The sequence below is a fragment of the Uliginosibacterium sediminicola genome (genome assembly GCF_039631295.1).
GTDB lineage: Bacteria > Pseudomonadota > Gammaproteobacteria > Burkholderiales > Rhodocyclaceae > Viridibacterium > Viridibacterium sediminicola.
The window spans coordinates 623,931-650,155 of record NZ_JBDIVE010000002.1; the positions used below are offsets into that span (position 1 = coordinate 623,931).

At 64.1% G+C, this 26,225-nt stretch carries 20 protein-coding genes; 11 read left to right on the forward strand and 9 right to left on the reverse strand.

Translation table 11 applies throughout. The features are described from left to right. The first annotated feature begins 56 nt into the window (after window positions 1-56). Entirely contained in the window at window positions 57-548 is a 492-nt protein-coding gene (rfaE2, locus tag ABDB84_RS06750) for a D-glycero-beta-D-manno-heptose 1-phosphate adenylyltransferase (protein WP_345918931.1), read from the forward strand. A 23-nt stretch (window positions 549-571) separates the two neighbouring features. Here the strand turns inward: rfaE2 and ABDB84_RS06755 are convergent, their stop codons facing one another. From ABDB84_RS06755 to ABDB84_RS06770, 4 genes are all read right to left on the reverse strand, one after another. After that, on the reverse strand, window positions 572-1,216 hold the full coding sequence (locus ABDB84_RS06755) for a GntR family transcriptional regulator (protein ID WP_345918932.1): 645 nt from the start codon (window positions 1,214-1,216) through the stop codon (window positions 572-574). Between the two features lie 61 nt (window positions 1,217-1,277). Further along, window positions 1,278-1,658 carry an AtzH-like domain-containing protein gene (locus ABDB84_RS06760; protein WP_345918933.1) on the reverse strand — a complete coding sequence of 127 codons (381 nt, stop codon included), beginning with the start codon at window positions 1,656-1,658 and terminating at the stop codon, window positions 1,278-1,280. After that, window positions 1,658-3,070, reverse strand: a complete 1,413-nt coding sequence (locus ABDB84_RS06765) for an AtzE family amidohydrolase (protein WP_345918934.1) — start codon at window positions 3,068-3,070, stop codon at window positions 1,658-1,660. Before ABDB84_RS06765 ends, ABDB84_RS06760 begins: the two co-directional genes overlap by 1 nt. Beyond that, complete coding sequence (locus tag ABDB84_RS06770; protein WP_345918935.1) at window positions 3,067-3,252, reverse strand: DUF4089 domain-containing protein; 186 nt, start codon at window positions 3,250-3,252, stop codon at window positions 3,067-3,069. Before ABDB84_RS06770 ends, ABDB84_RS06765 begins: the two co-directional genes overlap by 4 nt. A 342-nt stretch (window positions 3,253-3,594) precedes the next feature. Between ABDB84_RS06770 and atzF the strand changes: the two genes are divergently transcribed. From atzF to ABDB84_RS06800, 6 genes are all read left to right on the forward strand, one after another. Then, window positions 3,595-5,409, forward strand: coding sequence for an allophanate hydrolase (gene atzF, locus ABDB84_RS06775; RefSeq protein ID WP_345918936.1), 1,815 nt, complete (start codon window positions 3,595-3,597; stop codon window positions 5,407-5,409). Window positions 5,410-5,444: 35 nt separating this feature from the next. After that, window positions 5,445-7,037 (forward strand): ABC transporter substrate-binding protein, encoded by a 1,593-nt coding sequence (locus ABDB84_RS06780; protein ID WP_345918937.1) that lies wholly within the window; start codon window positions 5,445-5,447, stop codon window positions 7,035-7,037. Window positions 7,038-7,190: 153 nt separating this feature from the next. Then, complete coding sequence (locus ABDB84_RS06785) at window positions 7,191-8,201, forward strand: ABC transporter permease (RefSeq protein WP_345918938.1); 1,011 nt, start codon at window positions 7,191-7,193, stop codon at window positions 8,199-8,201. Window positions 8,202-8,205: 4 nt separating this feature from the next. Beyond that, entirely contained in the window at window positions 8,206-9,045 is an 840-nt protein-coding gene (locus tag ABDB84_RS06790) for an ABC transporter permease (protein WP_345918939.1), read from the forward strand. Then, window positions 9,042-10,025: an ABC transporter ATP-binding protein gene (locus tag ABDB84_RS06795; protein WP_345918940.1), complete on the forward strand. Its 984-nt coding sequence runs from the start codon at window positions 9,042-9,044 to the stop codon at window positions 10,023-10,025. The genes ABDB84_RS06790 and ABDB84_RS06795 overlap by 4 nt, the downstream gene beginning before the upstream one ends. Continuing rightward, window positions 10,022-10,996, forward strand: coding sequence for an oligopeptide/dipeptide ABC transporter ATP-binding protein (locus tag ABDB84_RS06800; RefSeq protein ID WP_345918941.1), 975 nt, complete (start codon window positions 10,022-10,024; stop codon window positions 10,994-10,996). The genes ABDB84_RS06795 and ABDB84_RS06800 overlap by 4 nt, the downstream gene beginning before the upstream one ends. A 214-nt stretch (window positions 10,997-11,210) precedes the next feature. Here ABDB84_RS06800 and ABDB84_RS06805 read toward each other — a convergent pair whose 3' ends face one another. Further along, window positions 11,211-11,474: an acyl carrier protein gene (locus ABDB84_RS06805; protein WP_345918942.1), complete on the reverse strand. Its 264-nt coding sequence runs from the start codon at window positions 11,472-11,474 to the stop codon at window positions 11,211-11,213. A gap of 166 nt (window positions 11,475-11,640) precedes the next feature. Here ABDB84_RS06805 and ABDB84_RS06810 point away from each other — a divergent pair, with 166 nt between their 5' ends. From ABDB84_RS06810 to ABDB84_RS06820, 3 genes are all read left to right on the forward strand, one after another. Next, entirely contained in the window at window positions 11,641-13,215 is a 1,575-nt protein-coding gene (locus tag ABDB84_RS06810; RefSeq protein WP_345918943.1) for an acyl-CoA ligase (AMP-forming), exosortase A system-associated, read from the forward strand. Between the two features lie 18 nt (window positions 13,216-13,233). Beyond that, the gene (locus tag ABDB84_RS06815) at window positions 13,234-14,469 is read left to right on the forward strand and encodes a pyridoxal-dependent decarboxylase, exosortase A system-associated (protein WP_345918944.1); all 1,236 of its coding nucleotides are present in this window, start codon (window positions 13,234-13,236) and stop codon (window positions 14,467-14,469) included. A 161-nt stretch (window positions 14,470-14,630) separates the two neighbouring features. Further along, a complete protein-coding gene (locus tag ABDB84_RS06820; protein WP_345918945.1) occupies window positions 14,631-15,617 on the forward strand; it encodes an NAD-dependent epimerase/dehydratase family protein in 987 nt (328 codons plus the stop codon). Between the two features lie 176 nt (window positions 15,618-15,793). On the opposite strand, the gene ABDB84_RS06825 is transcribed toward ABDB84_RS06820, so the two are convergent. The 4 genes from ABDB84_RS06825 to ABDB84_RS06840 form a co-directional block, all read right to left on the reverse strand. Then, window positions 15,794-17,986, reverse strand: coding sequence for a PhoX family protein (locus ABDB84_RS06825; RefSeq protein ID WP_345918946.1), 2,193 nt, complete (start codon window positions 17,984-17,986; stop codon window positions 15,794-15,796). Window positions 17,987-18,204: 218 nt separating this feature from the next. After that, complete coding sequence (locus ABDB84_RS06830) at window positions 18,205-19,668, reverse strand: DUF1501 domain-containing protein (RefSeq protein ID WP_345918947.1); 1,464 nt, start codon at window positions 19,666-19,668, stop codon at window positions 18,205-18,207. Between the two features lie 10 nt (window positions 19,669-19,678). Beyond that, a complete protein-coding gene (locus ABDB84_RS06835; RefSeq protein WP_345918948.1) occupies window positions 19,679-21,484 on the reverse strand; it encodes a DUF1800 domain-containing protein in 1,806 nt (601 codons plus the stop codon). 135 nt (window positions 21,485-21,619) lie between these two features. Further along, window positions 21,620-22,513: a DMT family transporter gene (locus ABDB84_RS06840; RefSeq protein WP_345918949.1), complete on the reverse strand. Its 894-nt coding sequence runs from the start codon at window positions 22,511-22,513 to the stop codon at window positions 21,620-21,622. Window positions 22,514-22,681: 168 nt separating this feature from the next. On the opposite strand from ABDB84_RS06840, the gene dnaE reads away from it, so the two are divergent. Next, window positions 22,682-26,218 (forward strand): DNA polymerase III subunit alpha, encoded by a 3,537-nt coding sequence (gene dnaE / locus ABDB84_RS06845; protein WP_345918950.1) that lies wholly within the window; start codon window positions 22,682-22,684, stop codon window positions 26,216-26,218. Window positions 26,219-26,225 lie beyond the last annotated feature (7 nt).

The window sequence follows — 26,225 nt, forward strand, 5'->3', positions numbered from 1 at the left end:
AATCACAAAAAACGCGAACGCGGTATAGTGCCGCGTTCGCGTTTTCATTTGATGCCATGCCCACCTACGCTGCTCCCGAGTTTGAACACAAGATCGTTGCGCCGGAAGACCTGATCGCCCGCATCGCCAGCCTGCCCCGCCCGCTTGTCTTCACCAACGGCTGTTTCGACATCCTCCACCGTGGCCATGTCACCTATCTTGGCCAAGCACGCGCCCTCGGCGCAGCGATGATTGTCGCCCTCAATACCGACGCCTCGGTCAAACGCCAGGGCAAGGGCGATGATAGACCGATCAACACCCTCGCAGACCGCGCTGCGGTGATGGCCGCCTTGGGCTGTGTCGATCTGGTGACCTGGTTCGACGAAGACACGCCGATCGAACGCATCCTGCAATGCAAGCCGGATGTGCTGGTCAAGGGCGGCGACTGGCCGGTGGAAAAGATCGTCGGCTATAGCGAAGTGCTCGGCTGGGGCGGCACTGTGCACTCGATCCCCTTCGAGCACCAGCGCTCGACGACGGCCCTGCTGGGCAAGATCCGCTCACTCTGAACGGCGAGGCACGCGACAAGGCCTCAGCTTTGTCGCGCAGCCTGCAGGCGGTGGATGGTGATCTTGCGCACCTCCGCCTTGCTTTCCTCGATATGGCTTTTGAGTAGCATGCAGGCCTGATCGGCACGATGCCGCAGCATCGCCTGCAGGATCTGGCCATGCTCTTCGTAGGTGCGCTCGATGCGATAGCCCTGGGTAAAGTCGAGCCGGCGGATGATGCGGATGCGCTCGATCACGTCGTTATGCACGCGTGCGATCTCGGGATTGTCGGCAACATCGACGATGGTGATATGAAAGCGCTCGTCGAGCTCGGCCGCGGCAAGCGAGTCCATCACGCGCTCGCTCTCGGCGACCAGCCAGGTGTTCTTGAGCACCTCGATGCGCGACAGATCCGCGCTGTCGCAAATCTTGCGCACCGAGGCGAGTTCGAGCACCAGACGCAATTCGTAAAGACTCTCGAACAGCGCGAAATCGAACGGCCGCACACTCCAACCGTTGCGAAAATGCACGAAGACATAGCCTTCGCGCTCCAGGCGGTACAAGGCTTCACGCACCGGCGTGCGGCTGACCTGCAGGCGCTCGGCGATCTGGCTTTCGGTGAAGCGGTCGCCCGGGAGCAGACGGAAATCGAAAATATCTTCCTTGACCCGCGCGTAGACGTAATCCACGCGCGATCCGGCAAACCCAAGCGCGCCGGGCTCTTCCGGTGGCGTGCTGACTGTCATCGGGTCAATTTTCCCTGAAACTGATATGAGCGAACACGATACGCCATAAGCCCTCGATACGCACCCATGTCTGGCTCTGGCGACCGATTCTTCCATCCGCCACGCGGCGGAACAGCACATTCACCACCGCCGTGTGATCCGCAAAACTGACGATATGCCGATCCAGGCGTTCGCGCGCCAGTTCGGCCAGCGGGCGCGCCGAGCGATAGCGGCGGATCGCCTCGATGCCTGTCAGCTCGTCCTTGGCTGCCACGCGCATGACGCGCTCATCCTGCCAGAACAGCGCATCCAGGGTCTCCAGATCATTGGCTTGCAGCGCGGTCTCGTAGCGGTCCGACACCTGCTCCAGCTCGGCCAGCATGGCCGCCTGATTGATCGCACTCATCACTTCGGGCTCCCCGATTTGAAGGTATTGCCGCCAGCTTCCAGCGCGGCGGCGGCGGCCAGCGCCAGATCTTCGCGCCCGGGGGCGGCGATCAGCTGCACACCGATCGGCAAGCCACCCGCCGTGGGCAGTGGCACGGCCACCACCGGCAAGCCGATGAAGGAGATCGGCTGGGTCATCAGGCCAATCGAGGGCCGCGTCGGTACGCGTCCGCCAGGCAGATCGATCCAGGCCTGGCCGATCTCGGTCGCCACGCAGGGCGTAGCCGGTGCGACCAGCACATCGAAGCGCTCGAAGACCGCATTGAGCTGGCGTGCAAAGGCCAGGCGGAAGCGCTGCGCCTGCACGTACCAGCTTGCGGGCAGCAAGCTGCCGGCGAGCATGCGGTCACGATTGAGCGGCTCCATGTCGTCGTAATGCGCCTGCAATTCGGGGCGATAGAGCTGGCCCGATTCGCTGGCGGTAATGACAAAGCCGGCCGCGCGCGCTGCCGGCACATTCGGCAGATCAAGCTCATCCTGAGCACCCAAAGCCATCGCCACCGCGCGGCTGGCACTGCGCGCATCCGGCCCCGACCATTGATCGAAATAACCGGTCAAGCGCGCAACACGCAGCCCCGCGATGCCCTCGCTTTGAGCGCGCAACACAGCGGCCTCGGTCTGCGCGCCGGCTTCACGCGTGCACGCATGGTCGCGCGAGTCCAGCCCGACGAGGGCATCGAAGATCCGCGCCAGATCGCGGCTGCCACGCGCAAAGGGGCCAAGGTGATCGATGTTGTGCACGAAGGGCCGGCTGCCGCCACGCGACAGCGCGCCGAAAGTCGGCTTGAGGCCGAACACCCCGCAGAACGAGGACGGCACACGGATCGAACCATTGGTGTCGGAACCCAGCGCGAAAGCGCACATCTGCGCCGCAACCGCCGCACCGCAGCCACCGGACGAGCCGCCCGCCACGCGCATCGGGTCGTGCGGATTGCGCGTCACGCCGTGAAAGCTATTCTCGGTGGTGAAGCCGTAGGCATAGGCGTCCATGTTCAGCGCACCGATCAGGCAGGCGCCGGCCGCGGCGCTGCGACTGACCAGGGTGGCGTCTTCACTCGGCGCCGCACCGGCGCGGCCACGGTGGCCGCCGGCAAGGGTCGGCAAGCCGGCAACGTCGAACAGGTTCTTCACCGCATACGGCACGCCGGCCAGCGGCGGCAACGCCTCACCGCGCACCCGGCGCTGGTCGATGACATCGGCTTCGAGCAAGGCGCGCTGCTCGGTGATGTCGGTATAGGCATTGATGCTGGCATCGCGGTTACGCAGATTGTCCAGCGCAGCGGTGACCAGCTCGCGCGCCGAGATGTCGCCATGGGCAACGCAATCGGCCATCTGCCAGGCATGCAGGGCGCCCGCGTCAAGGCGGCTCATGGCTTGAATACCGGTGCAGGCTCGATCTCCGGCGGCAGTTGCTGCGCCAGCAGGGGCGCGGCAATGCCTTCGATCAATTCCAGCTGCGCCACCACGCGTTCGAGCTGCGCCTCATCCAGGGCATAGCCCTGCACACCGGCCATCACCAGCGCGTAGCTGCGCCAATCGGTCGTTCCAGTCATCGTTGCGAACTCCTTTTCTGAAGACTTGCCTGCATCCTGAGCCTCGATCTTGCATACATGCTGGTCGACATGCAAATTCCGCTCCCGCAGAGGCTCAGAGCGAAGCGTTCACCACATTAGGAAAAAAGCGGCCGGACCAGGCGCCGCCGCCCCAGCGAACCGGCACCACAAAGGCGCAACCCGCCCGCTGGCGCCCCATTGCAAGGCCTCGCACCGCGCGCGAGATCGCCAGCTGCAGACAAAGTTCATATTTTTCAGCGATTTGCAAAACCCGTAGGAAGACTGTGCGGATGGCATACGACTTGCTGGATACCTACTTGTATACAAGAAGGATTGCCCATCATGCCCAATCCCCTTAGCGCTTCCCCAGCCCCCAGCTCACTGAGCATCAGTGCCTTGCGGCAAGCCTATGCACAAGGCTATTCGCCGCTGGATCTGGTCGACATGCTGTATGCACGCCTGCCCGGCGCCGATCCGGCGGCCTGGCTGCACCTGCAGCCCAAAGAGCAGGCACGGGCACGTGCCGCCGAGCTGGCTGCGCAAGATCCGGCTGCGCTGCCACTCTACGGCATTCCCTTCGCGGTCAAAGACAATATCGACGTGGCCGGCCTGCCCACCACGGCGGCCTGCCCGGCTTTTGCCTACACGCCGGAGCGTTCGGCCACCGTCGTGCAGCGCCTCATCGATGCCGGCGCGATCCTGATCGGCAAGACCAATCTGGACCAGTTCGCCACCGGCCTGGTTGGCACGCGCTCGCCCTATGGTGCGCCGCGCAGCGTATTCAATGCCGATTACATCTCGGGCGGTTCCAGCTCGGGCTCGGGCGTGGTGGTGGCGGCCGGCTTGGTGAGCTTTGCGCTGGGTACCGACACCGCCGGCTCTGGCCGCGTTCCGGCCGCCTTCAACAATATCGTCGGCGCCAAGCCGACGCGCGGCTACCTGCCCTGCAGCGGCGTGGTTCCGGCCTGTCGCTCGCTCGACTGCGTCTCGGTGTTTGCGCTGAATGCAGCGGACACCTGGTCGGTGATGCAGATCGCGGGCGGCGACGATGGTCTCGACGTGCTCGCCGCCACGCCACGCCCGCGCGGTCTGCCGGCGCGCCCGCGCATCGGCGTGCCACGGCCGGCGCAGCGTGAATTCTTCGGCGACACCCTCGCCGCTGCCGAATACGACAAAGCCCTGCAGAGACTGGCCACCCTGGGCGAGCTGGTCGAATTCGACTTCGCCCCGCTCGCCGCAACCGCCGCCCTGCTCTACGAAGGCCCCTGGCTGGCCGAACGCATGGAAGCCTGCGCCGAGTTGTTCGCCCGCCATCCGGAGGCGCTCGATCCGGCCGTGCGCAGCATCATCAGCAAGGGCGTCGATTACAGCGCGGCCGCCGCGTTCAAAGGCCGCACGCGGCTAGCAGCGCTGCGCAAGCAGATCGCGCCGATGTGGCAGGAGATCGATCTGTTCGCCCTGCCGACAGCGCCGACGCACTACCGGCTCAGCGAGATCGAAGCGGACCCGCTGCGCCTCAACAGCCGCCTCGGCACCTATACCAATTTCGCCAATCTGCTCGATCTGGCCGCCATCGCCGTGCCCTCCAGCCTGCGCGCCGACGGCCTGCCCTTCGGCATCACCCTGTTCGCCCAGGCCTGGAGCGATGCCGCGCTGGCGACCCTGGCCGACCGACTGCAACGCCTCGCCGCCCTGCCCTGCGGCGCCACCGGGCAGGCACAGGACAACCCGCCGCTCGACGCGCAGTGGCCCACGCAGCCGGGCAATATCCGCATCGCCGTGGTCGGTGCCCACCTCTCGGGCATGCCGCTCAATCGCGAACTCGCCGAGCGCGCCGCAAGCTTCGTACGCGCCTGCCATACCGCGCCGCACTACCGCCTCTACGCCCTGCCCGGCACCGTGCCGCCGAAGCCGGGCCTGATCCGCGACACGCAGCAAGGCGCAGCCATCGCCCTGGAGGTCTGGGAGATGTCGGCAGCCGCGTTCGGCGACTTCGTCTCGCGCATTCCCGCGCCGCTGGGCATCGGCACGCTGACGCTGGATGACGGCGAGCAGGTCAAGGGCTTCCTCTGCGAGCACAGCGCCCTGGCCGGCGCGACGGACATCACCCATTACGGCGGCTGGCGCGCCTACATCGCCGGGCAAAGCCAGACCTGAATACCCACTTCACCGATCTGATCACGGAGGTTCACATGCAACTGTTCCGCTTCACCGCTGCCGCCTTGCTGGCCTTGCAGCTTGTCTCCGCCCAGGCGCAGGACGCGCGCAAGGATGCCCTGCTGGTGGTCAACGAAAACGGGCCGAACAGCCTCGACATCCACGGTGTGGGCGCCAACCGCGCTTCCTACGGCGTAGCCTGGATCGCCTATGACCGCCTGATGAGCTACGGCAAGAAGGTGGTCAACGGCGTGCCCTACTACGACTACGCCAAGCTCGAACCCGAGCTGGCCGAGAGCTGGCAGGTGGCCAAGGACGGCATGTCGGTCACCTTCAAGCTGCGCAAGGACGCCAGGTTCCACGACGGCTCACCGGTTACCGCGGAAGACGTGAAGTGGAGCTATGACCGCGCCCTGGGCATGGGCGGCTTCCCGCAATTCCAGATGAGTGCCGGCTCGCTGGAAAAGCCTGAGCAGTTCGAGGTGGTTGATGCCAGCACCTTCCGCGTCAAGTTCCTGCGCAAGGACAAGCTTTCGCTGCCGGACATGGCGGTGCCGGTCGCCTCGATCTACAACGCCAAGCTCGCCAAGGCCCACGCCACGGCAGACGATCCCTGGGCCGCAGCCTGGCTGAAGAACAACGAAGCCGGCGGCGGCGCCTACAAGGTCGCCAGCTGGAAGCCCGGCCAGGAAATCGTCTATGAACGCTTTGATGACTGGAAGAACGGCCCGCTGCCCAAGCTCAAGCGCGTGATCCAGCGCGAAGTCGCCAACCCCGGCACGCGCCGCGCGCTGATCGAAAAGGGCGACGCCGACATGAGCTTCGAAATGCCGCCCAAGGACTTCGCCCTGCTCTCGCAAACCAAGGGCGATCTGGTGGTCAAGAGCACGCCGGTTGAAAACGCCGAATGGTTCATCGGCATGAACTACAACAAGCCGCCGTTCAATAATCCCAAGGTGCGCCAGGCAGTGGCCTGGGCCGTGCCTTACGAGAAGATCTACACACGTGCCTTCTACGGCCGCGTGATCAAGCTGTGGGGCGCCAAGAGCATGAACGTCACCAGCGCCGACTGGCCGGCCGTACATGGCTACAGCACCGATATCGCCAAAGCCAAGGCGCTGATGGCCGAAGCCGGCTATCCGAACGGCTTCGACACCACGCTGTCATTCGATTTGGGTAACGGCACCATCTCCGAACCGATTGCCGTGCTGCTGCAGGAGTCGCTCAATGAAATCGGCATCCGCACCACCATCAACAAGGTGCCCGGCGCCAACTGGCGCGCGCAGATGCTCAAGAAGGAAATGCCACTGTTCATCAACCGCTTCGGCGGCTGGCTCAACTACCCGGAATACTTCTTCTACTGGAACTTCCACAGCTCCGACCCGGTGTTCAACGACAGCTCGTACAAGAATCCGGCGATGGACAAGCTGATCGACGCCGCGCGCTTCGAGACCGACAAGAAGAAGTACGAAGCCCAGGTAAAGAGCTTCATCGACCTCGCCCACAAAGACCTGCCGCGCGTGCCGCTCGGCCAGCCGGTGATGGACGTGGTGATGAACAAGAACATCAGCGGCTACACCTACTGGTTCCACATCCAGCCGGATTACCGGCAGATCGAGAAGAAGTAAGGACTGCTTTGGGGATGGTGAGTGGAGAGTAGTGAGTCGGGAGTCGTGAGGCCTAAAAAGCCATCACCCATCTCCCGACTCCCCGACTCCCGACCTCCCCGACTCCCCACTCCCCACTCCCCACTCCCGAACCAAGCCACGCCACGCCACGCCATGAAAATGATCCTCAAGCGCCTGCTGCTCGCGCTCCCCAATCTGATCGGCGTCATCATCGTCACCTTCGTGCTGACGCGTGCGCTGCCGGGCGATCCGGCGGCTTATTTTGCGGGCGCAGCCGCGACGCCCGAAGCCGTTGAGCAAGTGCGCGTCAAGCTGGGGCTCGACCGGCCGCTGCCCGAGCAATTCCTGCACTACGTCGTTGATCTAGCGCATGGCGACTGGGGTTCCTCACTCGCCACCGGGCAAAAGGTCACCACCGAGATCGCCGCCCGCCTGCCTGCCTCGCTGGAACTGACGCTATGCGGCTTGCTGCTGGCAGTGTCGATTGCGCTGCCGCTGGGCGTGCTCGCCGCCACACGGCCGAACTCCTGGGCCGATCACGGCGTGCGCGTGCTGACTACGATGGGCGTTTCGCTGCCGACCTTCTTCACAGGTTTGCTGCTGGTGTACATCTTCTACTACAAGCTGGGCTGGGCCGCTTCGCCGAACGGGCGGCTCGATGCCTTCGTCACCTCACCACCGACGGTCACCGGCTTCTATCTCATCGACAGCCTGCTCATCGGCGATCTCGCTGTGTTCTGGGCGACGCTCAAACAGCTGATCCTGCCCACCGTCACCATGGCGCTGTTCGTCCTCGCGCCACTGGCACGCATGACGCGCGCATCGATGCTTGGCGTGCTGTCGTCGGACTTCGTGCGTACTGCGCGCGCCAGCGGCCTGACGCCCGGCACCGTGCTCTACACCTATGCGCTGCGCAACGCGCTGCTGCCGGTGCTGACGACGATGGGCATGGTGTTCTCCTTCCTGCTCGGCTCCAACGTGCTGGTCGAGAAAGTCTTCGCCTGGCCAGGCATCGGCTCGTTCGCGATCGAATCACTGGTCGCTTCGGATTACGCGCCGGTGCAGGGCTTCGTGCTGTCGATGGCCCTGCTCTATGTCGTACTCAACCTGCTGATCGACCTTGCCTACACCTGGCTCGATCCGCGCGTCTCGCTGGATGGCTGAGCCCATGAACACCAAACATCTACGCTATGTGCTCAAGGAAAATCCGATCACGGCGGTCGCCTTCAGCGTCTTCAGCCTGTTCGTGCTGATGGCGATTTTCGGCCCGCTGATCGCACCCTTCGACCCGCTCGACTCGAACGCCGGCCCTGCCTTGTCGCCGCCCACCTGGCATAACCCCTTCGGCACTGATTCGTTTGGCCGCGACATCCTCTCGCGCGTCATCGTCGCCACGCGGCTGGACTTCGGCATCGCCCTGGCGGCCGTGCTGCTGTCCTTCGTAATCGGCTCGGCCTTCGGTTGCGCGGCAGGCTTCTGGGGTGGCTGGTTCGACCGCATCTCCTCGCGCCTGGCGGACACCATCATGGCCTTCCCGCTGTTCGTGCTGGCGATGGGCGTGGTCGCCGCGCTGGGCAATACGGTCGGCAATGTGATCTACGCCACCGCACTGATCAACCTGCCCTTCTACCTGCGCGTGGCGCGTGCCGAATCGAACGTGCGGCGCGAAGCAGGCTTTGTCGAAGCAGCGCGACTGGCCGGCAATCATGACTTGCGCATTCTCGCCGTGCACATCTTCCCCAACATCCTGCCGCCGATGATGGTGCAGGTCTCGCTCAACATGGGCTGGGCCATCCTCAATGCGGCGGGGCTCTCTTTCATCGGCCTGGGCGTGCGGCCGCCGATGCCCGAGTGGGGCATCATGGTTGCCGAAGGGGCCAGCTACATCATCTCCGGCGAGTGGTGGGTGGCGCTGTTTCCGGGTGCCGTGCTGATGCTGGCAGTCTTCTGTTTCAACCTGCTCGGCGATGGTCTGCGTGACCTCATCGACCCCCGGAGGCGCACATGAACGCACCTGTTGCCAGCCTGCCCCTGTTGCACGTGGCCGACCTGTCGCTGGAGTTCCGCACACGCAGCGGCACCGTGTTTGCACTCGAAAACATCGCCTTCTCGCTCAACAAGGGCGAAATGCTGGGCATCGTCGGCGAGAGCGGCTCGGGCAAATCCGTGCTCGCCTATTCTATGCTCGGCATCTCCGACGGCGCGGCACGCGTCACCGCCGGCACCGCGATGTTCGGCGGCGCCGACCTGCTCAAGGCCAGCGAGCACGAATTGCGCGAAATCCGTGGCCGCGAAGTGTCGATGATCTTCCAGAGCCCGCGCACCGCGCTCAATCCGATCCGCAAGGTCGGTCATCAGATCGAGGACGTACTCAAACGGCATGCCGCTGTGCGCGGTGTCGATCTTCGCGAACGCGCCATCGATTGCCTCAAGCGCGTGCGCATCCCCGATCCGGCGCGGCGCTACGACGCCTATCCCTTCGAGCTCTCCGGCGGCATGTGCCAGCGCATCCTGATCGCCCTCGCCCTGGCTTGCCAGCCCTCGCTGCTGATCGCCGACGAACCGACCACCGGCCTCGATGTCACCACCCAGGCGGCGATCATGGAACTGCTCAGCAGCCTGGCGGCCGAGCAGAACATGGCCAGCATCCTGATCACCCACGATCTGGCGCTGGCCGCGCAGTACTGCGACCGCATCGCCGTGATGCATGCCGGCCACCTGATCGAATGCGGCCCGGCCGAAGAAGTCTTGAACGCGCCGCACCACCCCTACACGCGGCGCCTGATCGCCTCGACGCCGCACACCGCGCCCAGCATCGCGGCGATGAGCCCGATTCCCGGCAATCTGCCCGATCTGCGCCGCAGCGACCTGCCACCCTGCCGCTACGCCGGCCGCTGCGAACGCTTCGAAGCGGCCTGCAATGCCGCGCCCTTGCCGGAATTCGCGATCACGCCCCATCACACCGTACGCTGCTGGAACGCCGAATGAATACGCCACTCTTGCGCGTCGAGCGCCTCGTCAAGCATTTCAAGGTTGGCCGCAATGCGATGCTGCATGCCGTCGACGACATCAGCCTGGACATCGCCCCCGGCGAGAGCGTGGGTCTGGTCGGCGAATCGGGCTGCGGCAAGTCCACGCTGTCACGCGTGCTCGCCCGCCTGATCGATGCAGACAGCGGCCATATCCACTTTCATGATGGTGCGCAGGAAAGCGACCTCGCCGCCTCGCCTGCGGCCAGGTTCGCGCGCCATGCGCAACGCGGCGTGGTGCAGATGGTGTTCCAGGATGCCAACGACAGCCTCAACCCGCGCTACCTCGCGCAGGACACCATCGCCGAACCGCTGCGTCTTCTCGTCGGCATGAAAGATGCGGCCGCGATCAAGGCGCGCGTCGAGGAACTCGCCGGCTGGGTCGGCCTGCCGACCGAGCTGCTCGGCCGCTATCCGCACCAGCTCTCGGGCGGGCAGAAGGCACGTGTCGGCATTGCGCGCGCGCTGGCCTCCTCGCCGCGCCTGCTGATCCTCGACGAGCCGACAGCAGCGCTGGATGTGTCGGTGCAAGCGACGGTGCTGCAGCTGCTCGCTGATCTGAAAGCACGCCTGGGCCTGTCGTATCTTTTCGTGTCGCACGATCTGAACGTCGTGCGCCTGCTCTGCGACCGCGTCGTGGTGATGTATCTGGGCAAGGTGGTGGAGCAAGGGCCGGCGCAGGAGGTCTTTGCACATCCGCACCATCCCTACACGCAGATGCTGGTGGCGGCGATTCCGGACCCGCATCGCAAGGGGCAGCCTGCGCAGATCATGCAGGGCGAAGCACGCAGCCCGATCAACCCGGACCCGCGCGCCTGCCGCTTTCATGGTCGCTGCCCGCATGGCGAGCCGCGCTGCGAGCTGCACACCGTATCACTGCGCGAAGTGGCGCCACAGCATCTGGCGGCCTGCCACCTGCTGGAGGACTGAGAGACTGTTCACGATCTTCTGCGCTCGTGGAACATATGAACCGCCGCTGTTTTTGACGCAAGGACGCGAAGAAAAACAAAGCAAGTTTCGCCAAGGAACGCGGTCAAGAAAGCCTCTGCAAATCAAACCTTTGCGAGCCTTCGCTTTGCTTGGCGTACTTCGCGTCAAAGACAATGTCTGACGCCTTGGCAGCTTCAACCACAAGCTTGCTGTATCAATGCTTCGGCTGCGCCAGCTTGTCGCCGATGAGCTGGCGCAGGCTGCCGAAGCTGGCGAAGCTGCTGCCGTCGATCTCGTCGTCAGCGAAATAGATCGCGAAATGCTCTTCGAGCGCGGCAATGATGCCCACCACGGCCATCGAATCGAGCTCGGGCAAGGCGCCCAGCAGCGCCGTACTGTCGTCAAAAGTCTCGGCCCGCCCGCCGAGGGCCAGCACGTCATCCAGTACTTTTGCGAGTTCCTTGCGAGTATCCAACACCTGCTCCCATCCCCTGCCAAAGCCGGCGGCAAGCGCCCGGCCGTCATCAAGGCCGGTATTATAGGCGGCTGCCCGATTCGTCGTGTGGCTTTGTGTTGCGTTAAGCTTGGCGGACCCCTCAGGCCGTCCAGCCCACCGATCAATCGTTTGTCCGCTCCAGCGCCCGATGACTTTGCTGCGCCCACCTACCTTGCTGCACGAGCTGCCCCTGCAGGCAGCCTTGCGTACCCCGCACGCGATTGCGCTTGTCGAGGGCGCGCAACAGATCGATTACGCCACGCTTGCGACGCGCATCGAAGCGCTGGCCGGCGGCTTGCTGGCGCGCGGCCTGGCGCGTGGCGAACGGGTGGCGATCTGGATGGAAAAGCGCAGCGAGCTGGTCTGCAGCGTGTTCGCCAGCAGCCTGGCTGGCGCCGTCTTCGTGCCGATCAATCCGCAGCTCAAACCGGCCCAGGTCGCCCACATCCTGCAGGACTGCGGCGTCAGCCTGCTGATCACCACCACGGCGCGCCTGCCCCTGCTCGCGCCGGTGCTGGCCGACTGCCCCGCCCTGCGCGAGGCATTGTGCGTCGATGCGGCGGATGGTAGCTGGGCTGCCCTGCAAGCCGCTGGCACCGGCCAGCCGCCGCGCATCATCGATGCCGATCTGGCCTGCATCTTCTACACCTCGGGCAGCACCGGGCGCCCCAAGGGCGTGATGGTCTCGCAGCGCAATCTGGTGGTCGGTGCGCAAAGCGTGGCCAGCTATCTGGACAATCGCGCCGACGACTGCCTGCTCGCAGCCCTGCCGCTATCCTTCGATGCCGGCTTCTCGCAGCTCACCACAGCCTTTGCCGTCGGCGCGCGCGTGGTGCTGCTCAATTACCTGATGCCGCGTGACGTGCTGAACGCCATGGCGCGTGAACAGGTCACCGGACTCACCGCCGTGCCGCCGCTATGGATGCAGCTGGCGACGCTGAACTGGCCGGAGGCGGCAAGCCAATCGCTGCGCTATTTCGCCAGCACCGGCGGGCGCATGCCGATTCCCACCCTGCAGGCGCTGCGCGAGCGCGTGCCGGCAGCCAAGCCCTTCCTCATGTACGGTCTCACCGAAGCTTTCCGCGCCACCTATCTGCCGCCCGAAGAAGCGGCGCGGCGCCCGGATTCGATCGGCCGCGCCATTCCGAATACCGAGGTACTGGTGCTGCGCGAAGATGGCAGCGAATGCGCCGTCGACGAACCCGGCGAGCTGGTGCAGCGCGGCGCCCTGGTGACCCTGGGCTACTGGAACGACGCCGCCAAAACCGCCGAGCGCTATCGCCCGCTGCCGCTGCGCGCCGGGCAAACGCAGGCCGAGATCGCGGTGTTCTCGGGCGACACCGTGCGCCGTGATGCCGAAGGCTTCCTCTATTTCATCGGCCGGCGTGACGAGATGATCAAGACCTCGGGCTACCGCGTCAGCCCGACCGAGGTCGAAGAAGCCTGCCACGCCACCGGCCTGGTCGCCGAAGTCGCCGCGCTGGGCGTCGAGCACCCCGCGCTGGGGCAGGCCATCGTGCTCGTCGCCTGCCCGGCGAGCGGGCGGGACTGCACGGCCGCCAGCCTGCTCGCCGCGCTGCGTACGCAGTTGCCGGGCTGGATGCTGCCAGCGCATATCGAACTGTGCAGCACCGCCCTGCCGCGCAACCCGAACGGCAAGATCGACCGCGTCCAGCTCGCCCAGTCCTTTGCCGGCCTGTTCAGCGCTGCCGCGCCGCACTGAAGCAAGGATGCCAACCGCATGACGCGCCCGACACTCAGCCACGCCGCAATGACCCAGTTCCCCCTTGCGGGCGACGAACTGCTGGTCGGCGGCATGCCCCTCACGCGCCTGGCTGAACGCGTCGGCCAGACGCCGTTTTACGCCTATGACCGGCAGGCCATCAGCGCGCGCATCGACAGCCTCAAAGCCGTGCTGCCCGCGCGCCTGGAGCTGCATTACGCGATCAAGGCCAATCCCATGCCGGCCCTGGTGGCGCATATCGCCAGCCGCGTCGACGGCCTCGATGTGGCCTCGGCAGGCGAACTGCGCGTCGCGCTGGACGCCGGTATGGCGGCCGCAGCGATCAGCTTTGCCGGCCCGGGCAAACGAGCGCAGGAATTGCGTCAGGCGGTCGCCGCCGGCGTCTGCCTCAATGCCGAATCGCTGACCGAGCTGCAGCGCCTGCACGAGGCCTCGCAAGCGCTGGGCTTGCCGGCGCGCGTCGCGCTGCGCGTCAATCCTGATTTCGAGCTGAAGAGTTCGGGCATGCGCATGGGCGGCGGCGCCAAACCCTTTGGCATCGATGCCGAAGCCATTCCCGCCGCGCTGCGCAGGCTGGCAGAGCTGGAGCTGCAATTCGAAGGCTTCCATCTCTACGCCGGCAGCCAGAGCCTCAGAGCCGAGGCGCTGATCGAAGCGCAAAGTGCCAGCTTCGAACTGGCTCTGCGCCTAGCCGCCGCTGCGCCGGGACCGCTGCGCACCCTCAATCTCGGTGGCGGCTTTGGTGTGCCCTACTTCCCCGGCGAAGCGCGGCTCGACCTTGCGCCGATTGCCGATCACCTCGCCGCGCTGGATGCACAGCTGCTCAGCGCGCAGCCGCAAGCGCGCCTCGCGCTGGAGCTGGGCCGCTACCTGGTGGCCGAAGCAGGCGTTTATGTCTGCCGCGTGCAGGACATCAAGCAGTCCCGCGACACCACGTTCCTGATCACCGATGGCGGCCTGCATCAGCACCTGGCCGCCAGCGGCAACTTCGGTCAGGTGATCCGCAAGAATTACCCGGTGCTCCTGGGCAACAAGGCCGGCCAGAACGCCGATCAGCGCTACAGCGTGGTCGGCCCGCTGTGCACGCCGCTCGACGTGCTGGGCAGCGAGGTGATGCTGCCGCAAGCCGCCATTGGCGATCTGTTCGTCGTCCTGCAATCGGGCGCCTATGGTGCCAGCGCCAGCCCGCGCGGCTTCCTCTCCCATCCGGATGTCATCGAAGTGCTGATCTGAAACGCCCGCAAGGCTGCCCGCCTGAAAACCTAAGGGATACCGGATAGTCAGGTTTTTCCATCTCTTTTCCAGGCACATGCTGCACCGCCGCGCAGTTCAAATAGCAGCTGAAGTTTCATCAGCATCGCCAGCGAACCGCGTACGCATTCAGGGAGAAGCACATGGACACCAGGCAAGTCATCCTCGTCACCGGCTGCAATGGACAAATCGGCCGCGTATTGGTCCCCGCGCTACGTGCGCGCCACGGCAACAGTCAGGTCATCGCCACCGATCTGCGCGGTGCAGTCGACCGCCAGCTCGATGTCACCGACACTGCCGCGCTGCTCGCCTTGCTGCGCGAACTGCGGCCGACGCAGATCTACCACTTGGCTGCGGTACTCTCGGCCACTGGCGAGCGCGACCCCGTGCGCGCCTGGCAGGTCAATCTGAACGGTTACTTCAATGTGCTCGAAGGTGCGGTGGCCGAAGGCGTGGAGCGTGTCTTCTTCCCCAGCAGCATCGCCGTCTACGGCCCCGACGTGCCGCGTGAAGCAACGCCCGACGACGCACCGACGCGGCCGAGCACCATCTACGGCATCGCCAAGGCGGCCGGCGAAAACCTCGCCGCCTGGTATCGCGAAAAGCATGGTCTGGATGTGCGTGTGCTGCGTTACCCGGGCATCATCGGCTGGGAAAGCGCGCCTGGCGGCGGCACCACCGACTATGCCGTTGAGATTTTCCACGCGGCGGTCAAGGGCGAGACTTTCGTCTGCCCCTTGTCAGCCGAGCGCGCCCTGCCAATGCTGGCGATGGCCGACGCCGTGCGTGGCACCCTCGACTACATGGCGGCGCCGCGCGAGCAAATCCGCCGTGCCAGCGGCTACAACCTGGGCGGCTTCTCGGCTGCGCCAGCGGATTTTGCAGCGGCCATCCGCAGCCAGTGCCCCAGCTTCCAGATTGACTACCAGCCGGACGCCCGCGACCGCATCGCCGCCTCCTGGCCAGCCGGCCTCGATGACCGCGCCGCGCGCGAGGACTGGGGCTGGCAGCCGCACTACACACTGGAGCGCCTCAGCCTCGCAATGCTCGCCCATCTGGGGGCCGACTACAGTGCACAACAGGCCGCTAAGGCCGCGACCCACCCCCGCGCCATTCAACGTGCGGCGTGAATGCTGAATCAGCAAACATCCGTTCAGCGCGCATGAAATACTGGCGGTGCTGCCTCTGCTGGCAGCCGCACGACAACATGCTATAGGCATTCTCGGCACGAACATCAACAGCGCAGGTCGATCAACAAAAAAGGGGCGTCCGCCGGACGCCCCTTTTTGCTTGCTACGCTGATCTCTCAGGAACCAATCCGGCCACCATCGTTCTTGGTAATCATGACCGTCGCGGAACGCGGACGCTTACCCGCGCCATACCCTGCATTGCTGGGCCACTGACTGGTGTATTTCGTCGGGTCGGACAGATTGGCGACCGTGGAGCCCTCGCCCGGATGCTGCACGTTGACAAACAGAACCTTGCCATCGGGCGATTCACACACGCCGGTGATTTCCTGATCGAAAGGACCGACCAGGAAGCGTTTGAGCGTATCGGTCGTGGGCTTCTTGCCCATCTTGGTGGTCACGGTCGAGGTACCACTGGTCACGCTGACATCACCACCGTCACCCACTTTGCCCGGCAAAGCAGCCAGCATCATGCAGTTGGTGACATCGGTATAGGCGCCATCATCCGTCTGGATCCAGCAGATTCCCGTGCTGCTGGTAAAGGCCAGACCATCGGGGCTGGAAAAGTCGTTGTCCTTGCCCAGACCGGACAGATTGACAGTTGCCGTCGGGGAGGTCTCTTCCGCGCCAAACACATACACATCCCACTTGAAGGTCGTGGCAGCGGCATCGTCACCCGTCTCGGCGATACGGATGATATGACCGTGCACATTGCCACTCTGGGTCGTGGCCGTACCCTTGGTGTCGCTGTATGAGCGCGGATTGGCCGCATCCACCGTCGCAGCGGTACGGCTGCTGTTATTGGTCATCGTGAAATAGACTTCACCCGTCTTCGGATTGGTCGCACACCACTCGGGGCGGTCCATCTTGGTTGCACCGACGGCATCCGCCGCCAGACGTGCATTGATTACCACATCGCCCTGATCGGCAAACGCGTAGGTTGCATAGCCGCTGACCGTGGAGTTGGTGATGCTCAGCTCCAGCCAGTTACCCGAACCATCGGCGTTGAACTTGGCGACATACAGCTTGCCGCTGTTCAGATACTTGTCCCCGGTCGCAATGCGATTGCTCGGACTGGCGTCCGCCGCGTCCCAGTTCGTCGCCGAAACGAACTTGTAGACATATTCGTTCTGCGCATCATCTCCCATGTACACCGCCAGCGCCTTGCCTGCCACCGGACGGGAAAAGGCCGCGCCTTCGTGATTGAAACGCCCCATGGCGGTACGCTTCTTGACCGCAGCCGTCTTGTCGTACGGATCGATCTCGGTGATATAGCCCTGACCATTGAGCTCGTTGCGATAGTCGTCAGTCCCATCGGTAGAGCTACCGGTCAGACTGATATCCCAACGTGCATATTGGTCAGCTGTGCCGGCCGTATCCCAGCCGTAGCGCCCCGAGCTACCTTGGCTACGCCCGTAGCGCTTAAGTGCGGTCACGCTCTTCGCATCGCGCTTGGCATCATCACCGGCAGCACGTTTGAAGTAACCGGCCCAGTTCTCTTCACCCGTCAGCAGCGTGCCCCAAGGCGTTTTGCCAGTGCCGCAGTTGTTGAGCGTGCCACGGGTCTTGGTGCCGTTGGTGGAGTATTTCGTCTTCAGCAAGGCATGTCCGGCAGCAGGGCCGGCGATCTGGACTTCGCTCAGCGCAGTAACGCGGCGGTTGAAGGACGAACTCTGAACGGTCGCAAAGCGCCCAGCGCTCTTGCGAATTTCCACAACCGAGACGCCGTGTGCTGCCACTTCCTTGTCTACTTCAGCAGCCGGACGCGTACCCGAGGTCGGGCCATTGGCATGCAGGAAGACCTGTGTGATGTATTCGTGATTGATGGCCAGCAACGCGCGATCATTGGCACTGACATCCGGCGTGCCTGCTGCAGACAAGCCGAAGTACTCCATCCCGTCATGACAGTCACCCGAACGGTTATCGAAATCGGTATCGGTTCCGTCATTCTTGTAGGCAGCTGTTGCCGCCGTCAGCGGATCGCCGCAGGCATAGATCACCGAAGCAGTATAGCCAACCGGAACAGTGAATACGTCCGCCAAGCTCTTGGCTACGGGAGTGAACCCCAACAACTGTTCGGAAGAATTGCCGGACGAAGAGGACTCGCCACCATCGCCTGAACCGGCACAGCCTGCCAGCCCAAACGGCGAGAACAAAGCCAGCCCGGCAGCGCCGCTCGCGCCACGCAACAGGGAGCGGCGGCTCAGGCGCGCATTGAGGATTTCCTGAATCGATGGATTGCTGCTTTCATTGTGCCCAATGTCATCGGGATCAACACCATTGGCGTCGGGGAGATAGTTGTTCTTGCTCATAGTTATAGGCTCCAGCCGGGATCGAAAAACCGCTGAAGACTATGCGAGGTGCGTTACACCAAGATGACACGCAGCGCCAGCACATGAGTACGTCAATGGCAACAACCTGATTCGCGCACTTCAAACAGGTGGCATTCAGATAGCGCGCCTACCCACCCGGCAAGCCTGTCCAGAACCACGCAACACACGACGCTGCGGATCTGTGATGCCTCCGACGATCAGGCAAGGAAGCCCAGATCATTGTTGAAGTTGGCGATATTCGGAGCAATCAGGCTGAAGTCTGCACTGGAGACGCCGAACCAGCGCCCCAGGGTGACCGCCAGGGAGTCGACCGAAGTCGTCGGGATGAAGCGCCCGGAACCCGCGTCGGCAAGATTCGGATTGGCCGTGGTGTGCAGGCGCACGGCGGGCATCGTGCCGTACATGTCGCCGCCTTTGACGGCGCCGCCGAGCACGAAATGATGCGCGCCCCAGCCGTGGTCCGAGCCGTCGCCATTGGAGGTCAATGTGCGACCGAAATCCGAGGCGGTAAACAGCGTGACATTGTTCTGCAGGCCCAGCGAGCCCATCGCGCTGTAGAAATAATCCATGCTACGCGCCACCTGCGAATGCAGACCGAGCGCGCCCGTATTGGCGTTGTCTTCGAGCGTGGTGATCTCGTTGTCATGCGTGTCGAAGCCGCCGATGCTGACAAAGAAAACCTGACGCTTGGCCCCCAGGCTGCTGCGCGAAGCGATCAGGCGGGCCACCACTTGCAGCTGCAGGGCCAGTGAATTGTTGGCCAGCGCGGTAGGCAAGCTAATCCCTGCCGTGCTGGTCGGCACCGTCGCGAGCGCTGAACTAACCGTCCCCGAGGCATCGATCGAGCGCTTGACCAGGTCGGCGTGGTCCGACTCCATGTACAGCGTGCCGGCCGCCACACTGTCCGTCACCAGCTGCGACAAGGCCGTCCGCGCCGCCGTACCGGCCGCGCCGGAGAGCCCGAAGGGCGAGCTGTTCACCGCCGTAACCGGTGTCGCACCATTGGTACCGATCTGGTACTGGAAAATGTTCTGCCCGGCCAGAAAGACCGCATTGCTGCTCGCCGAAATGGCGGTAAACACGGTCGAAGAATTGCTGCTCGCCAGCAGATCGCCCATGCGCCCGCCCCAGCCCGCCTTGCCACCCTCGGCGGCATACGACTGCCACACCGCCTGCTGGTCATTGTGCGAGAACAGCTTGGGCGGCAAGGCAACGCTGTTGGCGAGATAACTGGTGCGATTGGTCGGCGCAATCAGCGGACCGATATTCGGCAGGATGGCCAGCTTGCCCGCCGTGAACAAAGCCTGCAGCGGCGCCATCGGCGGGCAGAAGGCGAATTCCGCACTGGAACTCTGCGCCGTCGCCGGGCTGAACTTGGTCGCCGTCAGTTGCGAGCGGTCGTAAGCGATACCGCCGGCCGTGCGGTTGCCGCTGCGCGCAGCAGCGTAAGCATCGTAGGCGGCCTGATCGTAGGGAATGATCATGTTGTTGTGATCATTCCCGCCAAACATGAACAAGCAGACGATGGCGCGATAGTCCGGCGCGCTCTGGGCGCTCGCCGCCCCGAGGCCCGCAAGATTGAGTGCGAAAGGCGCGGCCGAACCCAAGCCGGCCAGGGCCGCCAGGCGCTTGAGGTATTCACGACGGGACAAGTGACTCATGCTCGGCGCCTCACTTCTGGACCAGATAATCAGGGGAAGCCATGGTCAGGAAGACCGCCAGCCAGACTCTTTGTTTGAGCGCCACAGCTGCCGCGCTGGAAGCGCTGCTGGTCGACCCCGTCGGAATGCTGACAGCATCCACCGCCGTCTTGATGCTGGTCCGCGTCAGGGCCTTCATCGCACCGCGCGTCAGCAATACATCAATGCGATTGAGCAAGGCGGCGGAATCGCTAGCCAGCGCAATCTCACTGCTGTAGTTGGGCTGCACATCACGCACCCCGGCCGTGCTGGTGCCAACACCATTCTGCACAATCCCCTGCATGACATTGATGTAGCCCGCCACCGAGGTCTCACTGGCAAGCTGCATCTCCGGCGCGACCAGGGAATTACTTGCCACGCGACTGTTCGACGGTACATAGCCGGGGCGATAGAAATTGAAAACCGAGGAAGCACGCATCGGCGTCTGGTTCAAGCTGCCGGAGGCGCTATCGGTATTGCCGACCTTGTAGGCGCCGGAGTTGGACACCACGTTGAAAGCGCGCGCCCAGTTGGCCAGGCGGATCACCGGCTCGACGATCTTGCCCTCGCCTGCCGTCAATGTCGCCGGGCGTGCTTCCGGATCGAGCAAGATGGCGGCAATCGTTGCGCGCATGTCGCCGCGCTTGCCTGTGCCCAGACCCGGCGCGAGAGCGGTGACTCCGGTATTAAAGGCAGTCGCCACGCGATCAACATAGGCAGCCGAGGGATTGCTCTTGACCAGTCGCTGGATCAGCTGTTTGCCGATGAAGGGGCCGACATTGGCGTGATTGAAGATGGTGTCGAGCGCCGTTTTCAGATCACTGGCCATGCTCGCCGCCGTCGCTGCACTTTGCGCCGGAATTGTCACACCGAGGAACTGCTTGGCCGAGATCGAATGAAACTGCGGATAGCCCTGCATCGGCATGACGTTGTAGTTGGCGTCCTTGACGTTACCCCAGAAGCGCGCATCGGCGGTATCGGCGCCGCCGTAGCTGTAGCCCGTGAACACCTTGGCCAGCCCGCTGATATCGCTATTGGAATAGGTATCGATCGGCTTGCCGCCGCTGAGCTTCAGGCTGCCATCATTGTTGAGCTGGTAGAGGCCGATCGAGAACAGCTGCATGATCTCGCGCGCATAGTTCTCGTCCGGCGTGCGCCCACTGGCGGTATCTTCCTTGCGGTTGCGCAGATGCGAGAGATAGACGCCCATCGCCGGGCTCAGCGTTACGTCTTCGAGCAGATCGCGGTAGTTGCCAAAGGCATTTTTCTCGAGCAGATCGTAATAGTAGGAAACGCCGCGGATATCGCTGCCCAGATCACCATTGAAGGACACCACCAGAATCTGCGACAAGGCAAAGGCCACGCGCTGGCGCAGCTGGTCCCGCCCGGTCAGTGCCTGCCCCCACCAGCTTTGCAGAAAGTGGCTCTGATCAATCGTCGCCGTGCCGATGCTGGCCAGACGTGCAGCTTCCTGATCCACACAACTCAGATGACTGGCGCGCGGCTGCTCGAACTGACGGGTGATCCAGGTGAGCGCACTGCCTTTTTTCAGCGCATCAATCGACGCGCGGCTCGGGCCGAAACTCGCTTGTTGCAGGAAGCGTGCGGCCTCGGCATCCGTCGGATGGGTGTTGTTATCGCTGGCATCCACTTCTGCGGTCGCCGTGAAGGTGCAGCCAGAGACCGTCGTCGTCGTCGTCGTGCTACTGCTACCACCTCCCCCGCCACCGCCACCGCCACCGCAGGCAGACAGCAGCAGCACCGTTACTACGCCCCACCACTTGTAAAAGCGCACCATCCCAGCCCCCTCTGCCTTGGAGCTCGGATTCTAGACAGAAATTTACATTTACCCAGCGCTTCTGGACGAGTGGCAAATAGCCTCAATCAGGCGGCAAAACCGCAACTCAACTCAGGTGCCACATCTACATGGCATTCAGCGACTGGCGCGCCGCGCCAGCACAAGTCCGGCCAGCACCAGCGCGCAACCGATGAAGCGCGACAAACTCATCTGCTCGTTGAAGATCAGGATCGCCAGCCAGGCTGCAGTGACCGGCTGCACCAGCAGCAGAACCGAAGCCAGATTGGCGCGCAGATGACCGACCGCCCAGGTGATCAGCCCCTGCCCGAAGACCTGGCAGATGAGCGCGATGCCCAGCACCGCGCCCCAGCCTTGCAGTGAGCGGGGCAGCACCTGCTCGTTCATCACCACGATGACCGGCGCCAGTACCAGCGGCGTCACGATGGCCGTGCCGGCGAGGATATGCGCGGTCGCGAAGTGGCGACGGCAATGCTTGACCGTCAGCTGGTAGCCGGCATAGAAAATCGCCGCCGCCAGGGCGATGAAGTCACCCATCAGATCGCGCGGCGAGACATCGAAGCTGGCGCGCACCAACAAACCCGCGCCGCAGATCGCGGCCAGCAAGGCCAACAGGAAGCCGCCGCCGATCACTTCGCCGAACAAGGCCCAGGCGCCCAGGGTGACGAAGATCGGCGCCAGATTGAGGATGAAGGTCGAGTTGGCGACCGAGGTGTAATGGATGGCGATGTGCCACAGCGCCAGATCGATGGCCAGGAACACGCCGGAGAGCACCAGCAGGCCATAGGCCGCCGCGCCGCGCCGTGCATGGGGTGCCTGCGGGCGGTGACGGATGCGCCAGCACCAGATCAGCGCAAAAGGAATCGACAAGCCCAGGCGCCAGGCCACCACGCTGACCGGGCCGACATCAGCGAGGCGCACGAAAATCGGCGCGAAGGCGATGCACATGGCGCCCAGAATCAGGCTCAGCAAGGCCAGGCGGGACGGATGGGCGGAAACTTCGCTCAGCAAGACAAGAGATCCGGAAAATGCCACCAAGATGGCCGTTGCGGCGTATGGTCGCACAAATGCGGCTTGCGCAAGGTCGATCCAGGCCAAGCATCCGCCAGAAGGCAGAACGCCCCCCTGTCGATTCGACAAATTGCTCGCCAGCGCAGCGTGAAACGGTAAAATTGAGGGATGAATCCCGAGCTCCCCGCTGTCGACACGCCCCCGCCCTCCCCCGCCTTCGTTCATCTGCGCCTGCACACCGAGTTCTCGATCGAGGACGGTATCACCCGCGTCGATGATGCGATTGCGGCTGCCGTGCAGGACGGCATGCCAGCCCTGGGCATCTCGGATCTGGCCAATCTGTTCGGGATGGTCAAGCACTACAAGGGCTGCCGTGGTGCCGGCGTCAAGCCGGTGATCGGCGTCGACGCCTGGATCAGCAACGAAGTCGAGCGCGACAAGCCCAGCCGCGTGCTGCTGCTGGTCAAGCACCGCGAAGGCTACCGCCAGCTCTGCGAGCTGCTCAGCCGCGCGTTTCTGGAGAACAAGCACCGCGGCCGCGCCGAACTGAAGAAGGAATGGCTGGACGCCGCCGCGGTCAGCGGCCTGATCTGCCTTTCCGGCGCGCAGCAGGGCGATATCGGCAGCGCGCTGGCGGCCGGCAACTACAGTTCGGCACAAGCGCTGGCGCGCGACTGGGCGGCACGCTTCCCGGAATCCTTCTACATCGAGGTGCAGCGCGCCAGCCATGCCGGCACCGAAGCCTACATCAGCGACGCCCTGCAACTGGCCAGCCAGTTGGAACTGCCGGTGGTGGCCACGCACCCGATCCAGTTCCTCAAACGTGAGGATTTCAAGGCCCACGAGGCGCGCGTGTGCATCGCCCAGGGCTATGTGCTGTCGGACAACCGCCGTCCCAAGCTGTTCACCGAAGAGCAGTACTTCAAGAGCCAGGCCGAGATGCAGGCGCTGTTTGCCGACATCCCCGAAGCGCTGGAGAACGCGGTCGAGATCGCCAAGCGCTGCTCGCTGACCGTCACTCTGGGCAAGAACTTCCTGCCGCAGTTCCCCACGCCGGAAGGCATGACGCTTGACGACTTCCTCGTCGCCGAGGCGAAGAAAGGCCTGGAGAACCGCCTCGCCCAGCTCTACCCGAATGCCGAGGAACGCGAACGCGAGCGCCCGCGCTACGAAGATCGCCTCAAGTTCGAGACTGACACCATCGTGCAGATGGGCTTCCCCGGCTACTTCCTGATCGTGGCGGACTTCATTCGCTGGGGCAAGGCCAATGGCGTGCCGATCGGCCCCGGCCGGGGTTCCGGCGCCGGCTCCCTGGTGGCCTACTCGCTCGATATTACCGATCTGGACCCGACCGCCTACGCCCTGCTGTTTGAGCGCTTCCTCAACCCGGAACGGGTGTCGATGCCTGACTTCGACATCGACTTCTGCCAGGAAAAGCGCTACATGGTCATCGACTATGTGCGCCAGCGCTACGGCGAAGACGCCGTCAGCCAGATCGCCACTTTCGGCACCATGGCTTCGAAAGCCGTGGTGCGCGACGTCGGCCGCGTGCTCGACCTGCCTTATGGGCTGTGCGACAGGCTCTCCAAGCTGATTCCGGTGGTGCAGAACAAGCCGCTGGGCCTCGAAGAGGCGCGCGAGCAGGAGCCCGCCATCAACCAGATGATGAGCGAGGAAGGCGACGGCGAATCGATCACCGAGCTATGGGAGCTGGCCCTGCCGCTCGAAGGCATGACGCGCGGCGTCGGCATGCACGCCGGGGGCGTGCTGATCGCGCCGGGCAAGATCACCGACTTCTGCCCGATCTACCTTGCCGATGGCGCCGACGCGACCACCGTCTCGCAGTTCGACAAGGACGACGTGGAAGCCGTCGGCCTCGTCAAGTTCGACTTCCTCGGCCTGCGAAACCTGACGATTATCGATCTGGCGCTCGACTACGTCGAACGCCTCAGCGGTGCCCGCCCGAATCTGATGGCGCTGGGCTTCGAAGACCCGGCCGCCTACCAGATCCTGAAAGACGCCAACACCACCGCAATCTTCCAGGTTGAATCGGACGGCATGAAGAAGCTTCTGAAGAAGCTGGGGCCGGACCGCTTCGAAGACATCATCGCCGTGCTCGCGCTCTACCGTCCGGGCCCGCTGGGTTCGGGCATGGTGGACGACTTCATCCTGCGTAAACAGGGCAAGCAGGCGATCGACTATTTCCACCCGGACCTCAAAGCCTGCCTGGAGCCGACTTACGGCGTCATCGTGTATCAAGAGCAGGTGATGCAGATCTCGCAGATCATCGGCGGCTACACGCTGGGCGGCGCCGACATGCTGCGCCGGGCGATGGGCAAGAAAAAACCCGAGGAAATGGCCAAGCACCGCGCCACGATTGCCGAAGGTGCGGCCAAGAAGGGCTACGACCCGGCACTCGCCGAACAGCTGTTCGACCTGATGACCAAGTTCGCGGAGTACGGCTTCAACAAGTCGCACACCGCCGCCTACGCCGTCGTCACCTACCAGACCGCCTGGCTCAAGGCGCACCACTGCTCGGCCTTCATGGCGGCGACCATGTCCTCCGACATGGACAATACCGACACGGTGAAGATCTTCTTCGAAGACACCATCGCCAACGGCATCGTGGTGCTGCCGCCGGACGTCAATCACTCGCAGTACCGCTTCGAACCGACCGATGCCAAGACCATCCGCTACGGCCTCGGCGGCGTCAAGGGCGTCGGCGAGCCGGCGGTCAAGTCCATTCTGGCGGCACGTCAGAGTGGCGGCGCCTTCAAGGATCTGTTCGACTTCTGCCTGCGCGTGGACCGCCGCGCGGTCAATCGCCGCGCAGTTGAAGCGCTGATCCGCGCCGGTGCGCTCGACGAGATCGCGCCGCGCACGCCCGATGGCAAAGCGCACCGCGCCAAGCTGCTGGCGACTGTCGGCGTGGCCATGGAAGCAGCGGATCAGGCGGCGGCCAGCGCCGGCCAGGGCGGCCTCTTCGACATGGGCGACGGCCCCTCAGCGATTGCGCCCGAATACGTCGAGGCGCGCCCCTGGACCGAGCGCCAGCAGCTCACCGAAGAGAAGACGGCGATCGGCTTCTTCCTCTCCGGCCACCCCTTCAACAGCTTCCGCGACGAAGTGCGGCGCTTTGTGCGCATGCCGCTCTCGCGCCTGGAACCGAAGCGCGAACCGCAGATGCTGGCCGGCATCGTAGCGGCCCAGCGCACCAAGATCGGCCAGCGCGGCAAGATGACCTTCGTCACGCTGGATGACGGCAGCGCACAGTATGACGTCACGGTATATGCCGAAACCCTCGAAGCGAACAAGGGCAAGATCCTCAATGACGAAGTGCTGATCGTCGAAGCCAAAGTCAGCAATGACGACTTCTCCGGCGGCTACCGCATCGTCGCCGACAAGCTGATGAGTCTGGCCGATGCACGCGGCCGCTATGCGCGCGGGCTGTCGCTGCGCATCAACGGCGAAGTCGCCGCGAGCGGCGGTGCGCGTGCAGCGGCCGACCGTCTGCAACAACTTTTAGCCGTTTATCGGGGAAAACCTGCGGACGGCGCGTCCCCTGTCCGTTTAAGATACAGGAATGGCGTGGCGGAGGCCGATCTGCCTCTGGGTGACGGATGGTGTGTGCGTATCGACGACAAGCTACTCGAATCGCTGCGCGACTGGTTATCCTCGGAGAGTGTCGAAGTCGTCTACGCCTGAAGCCCGA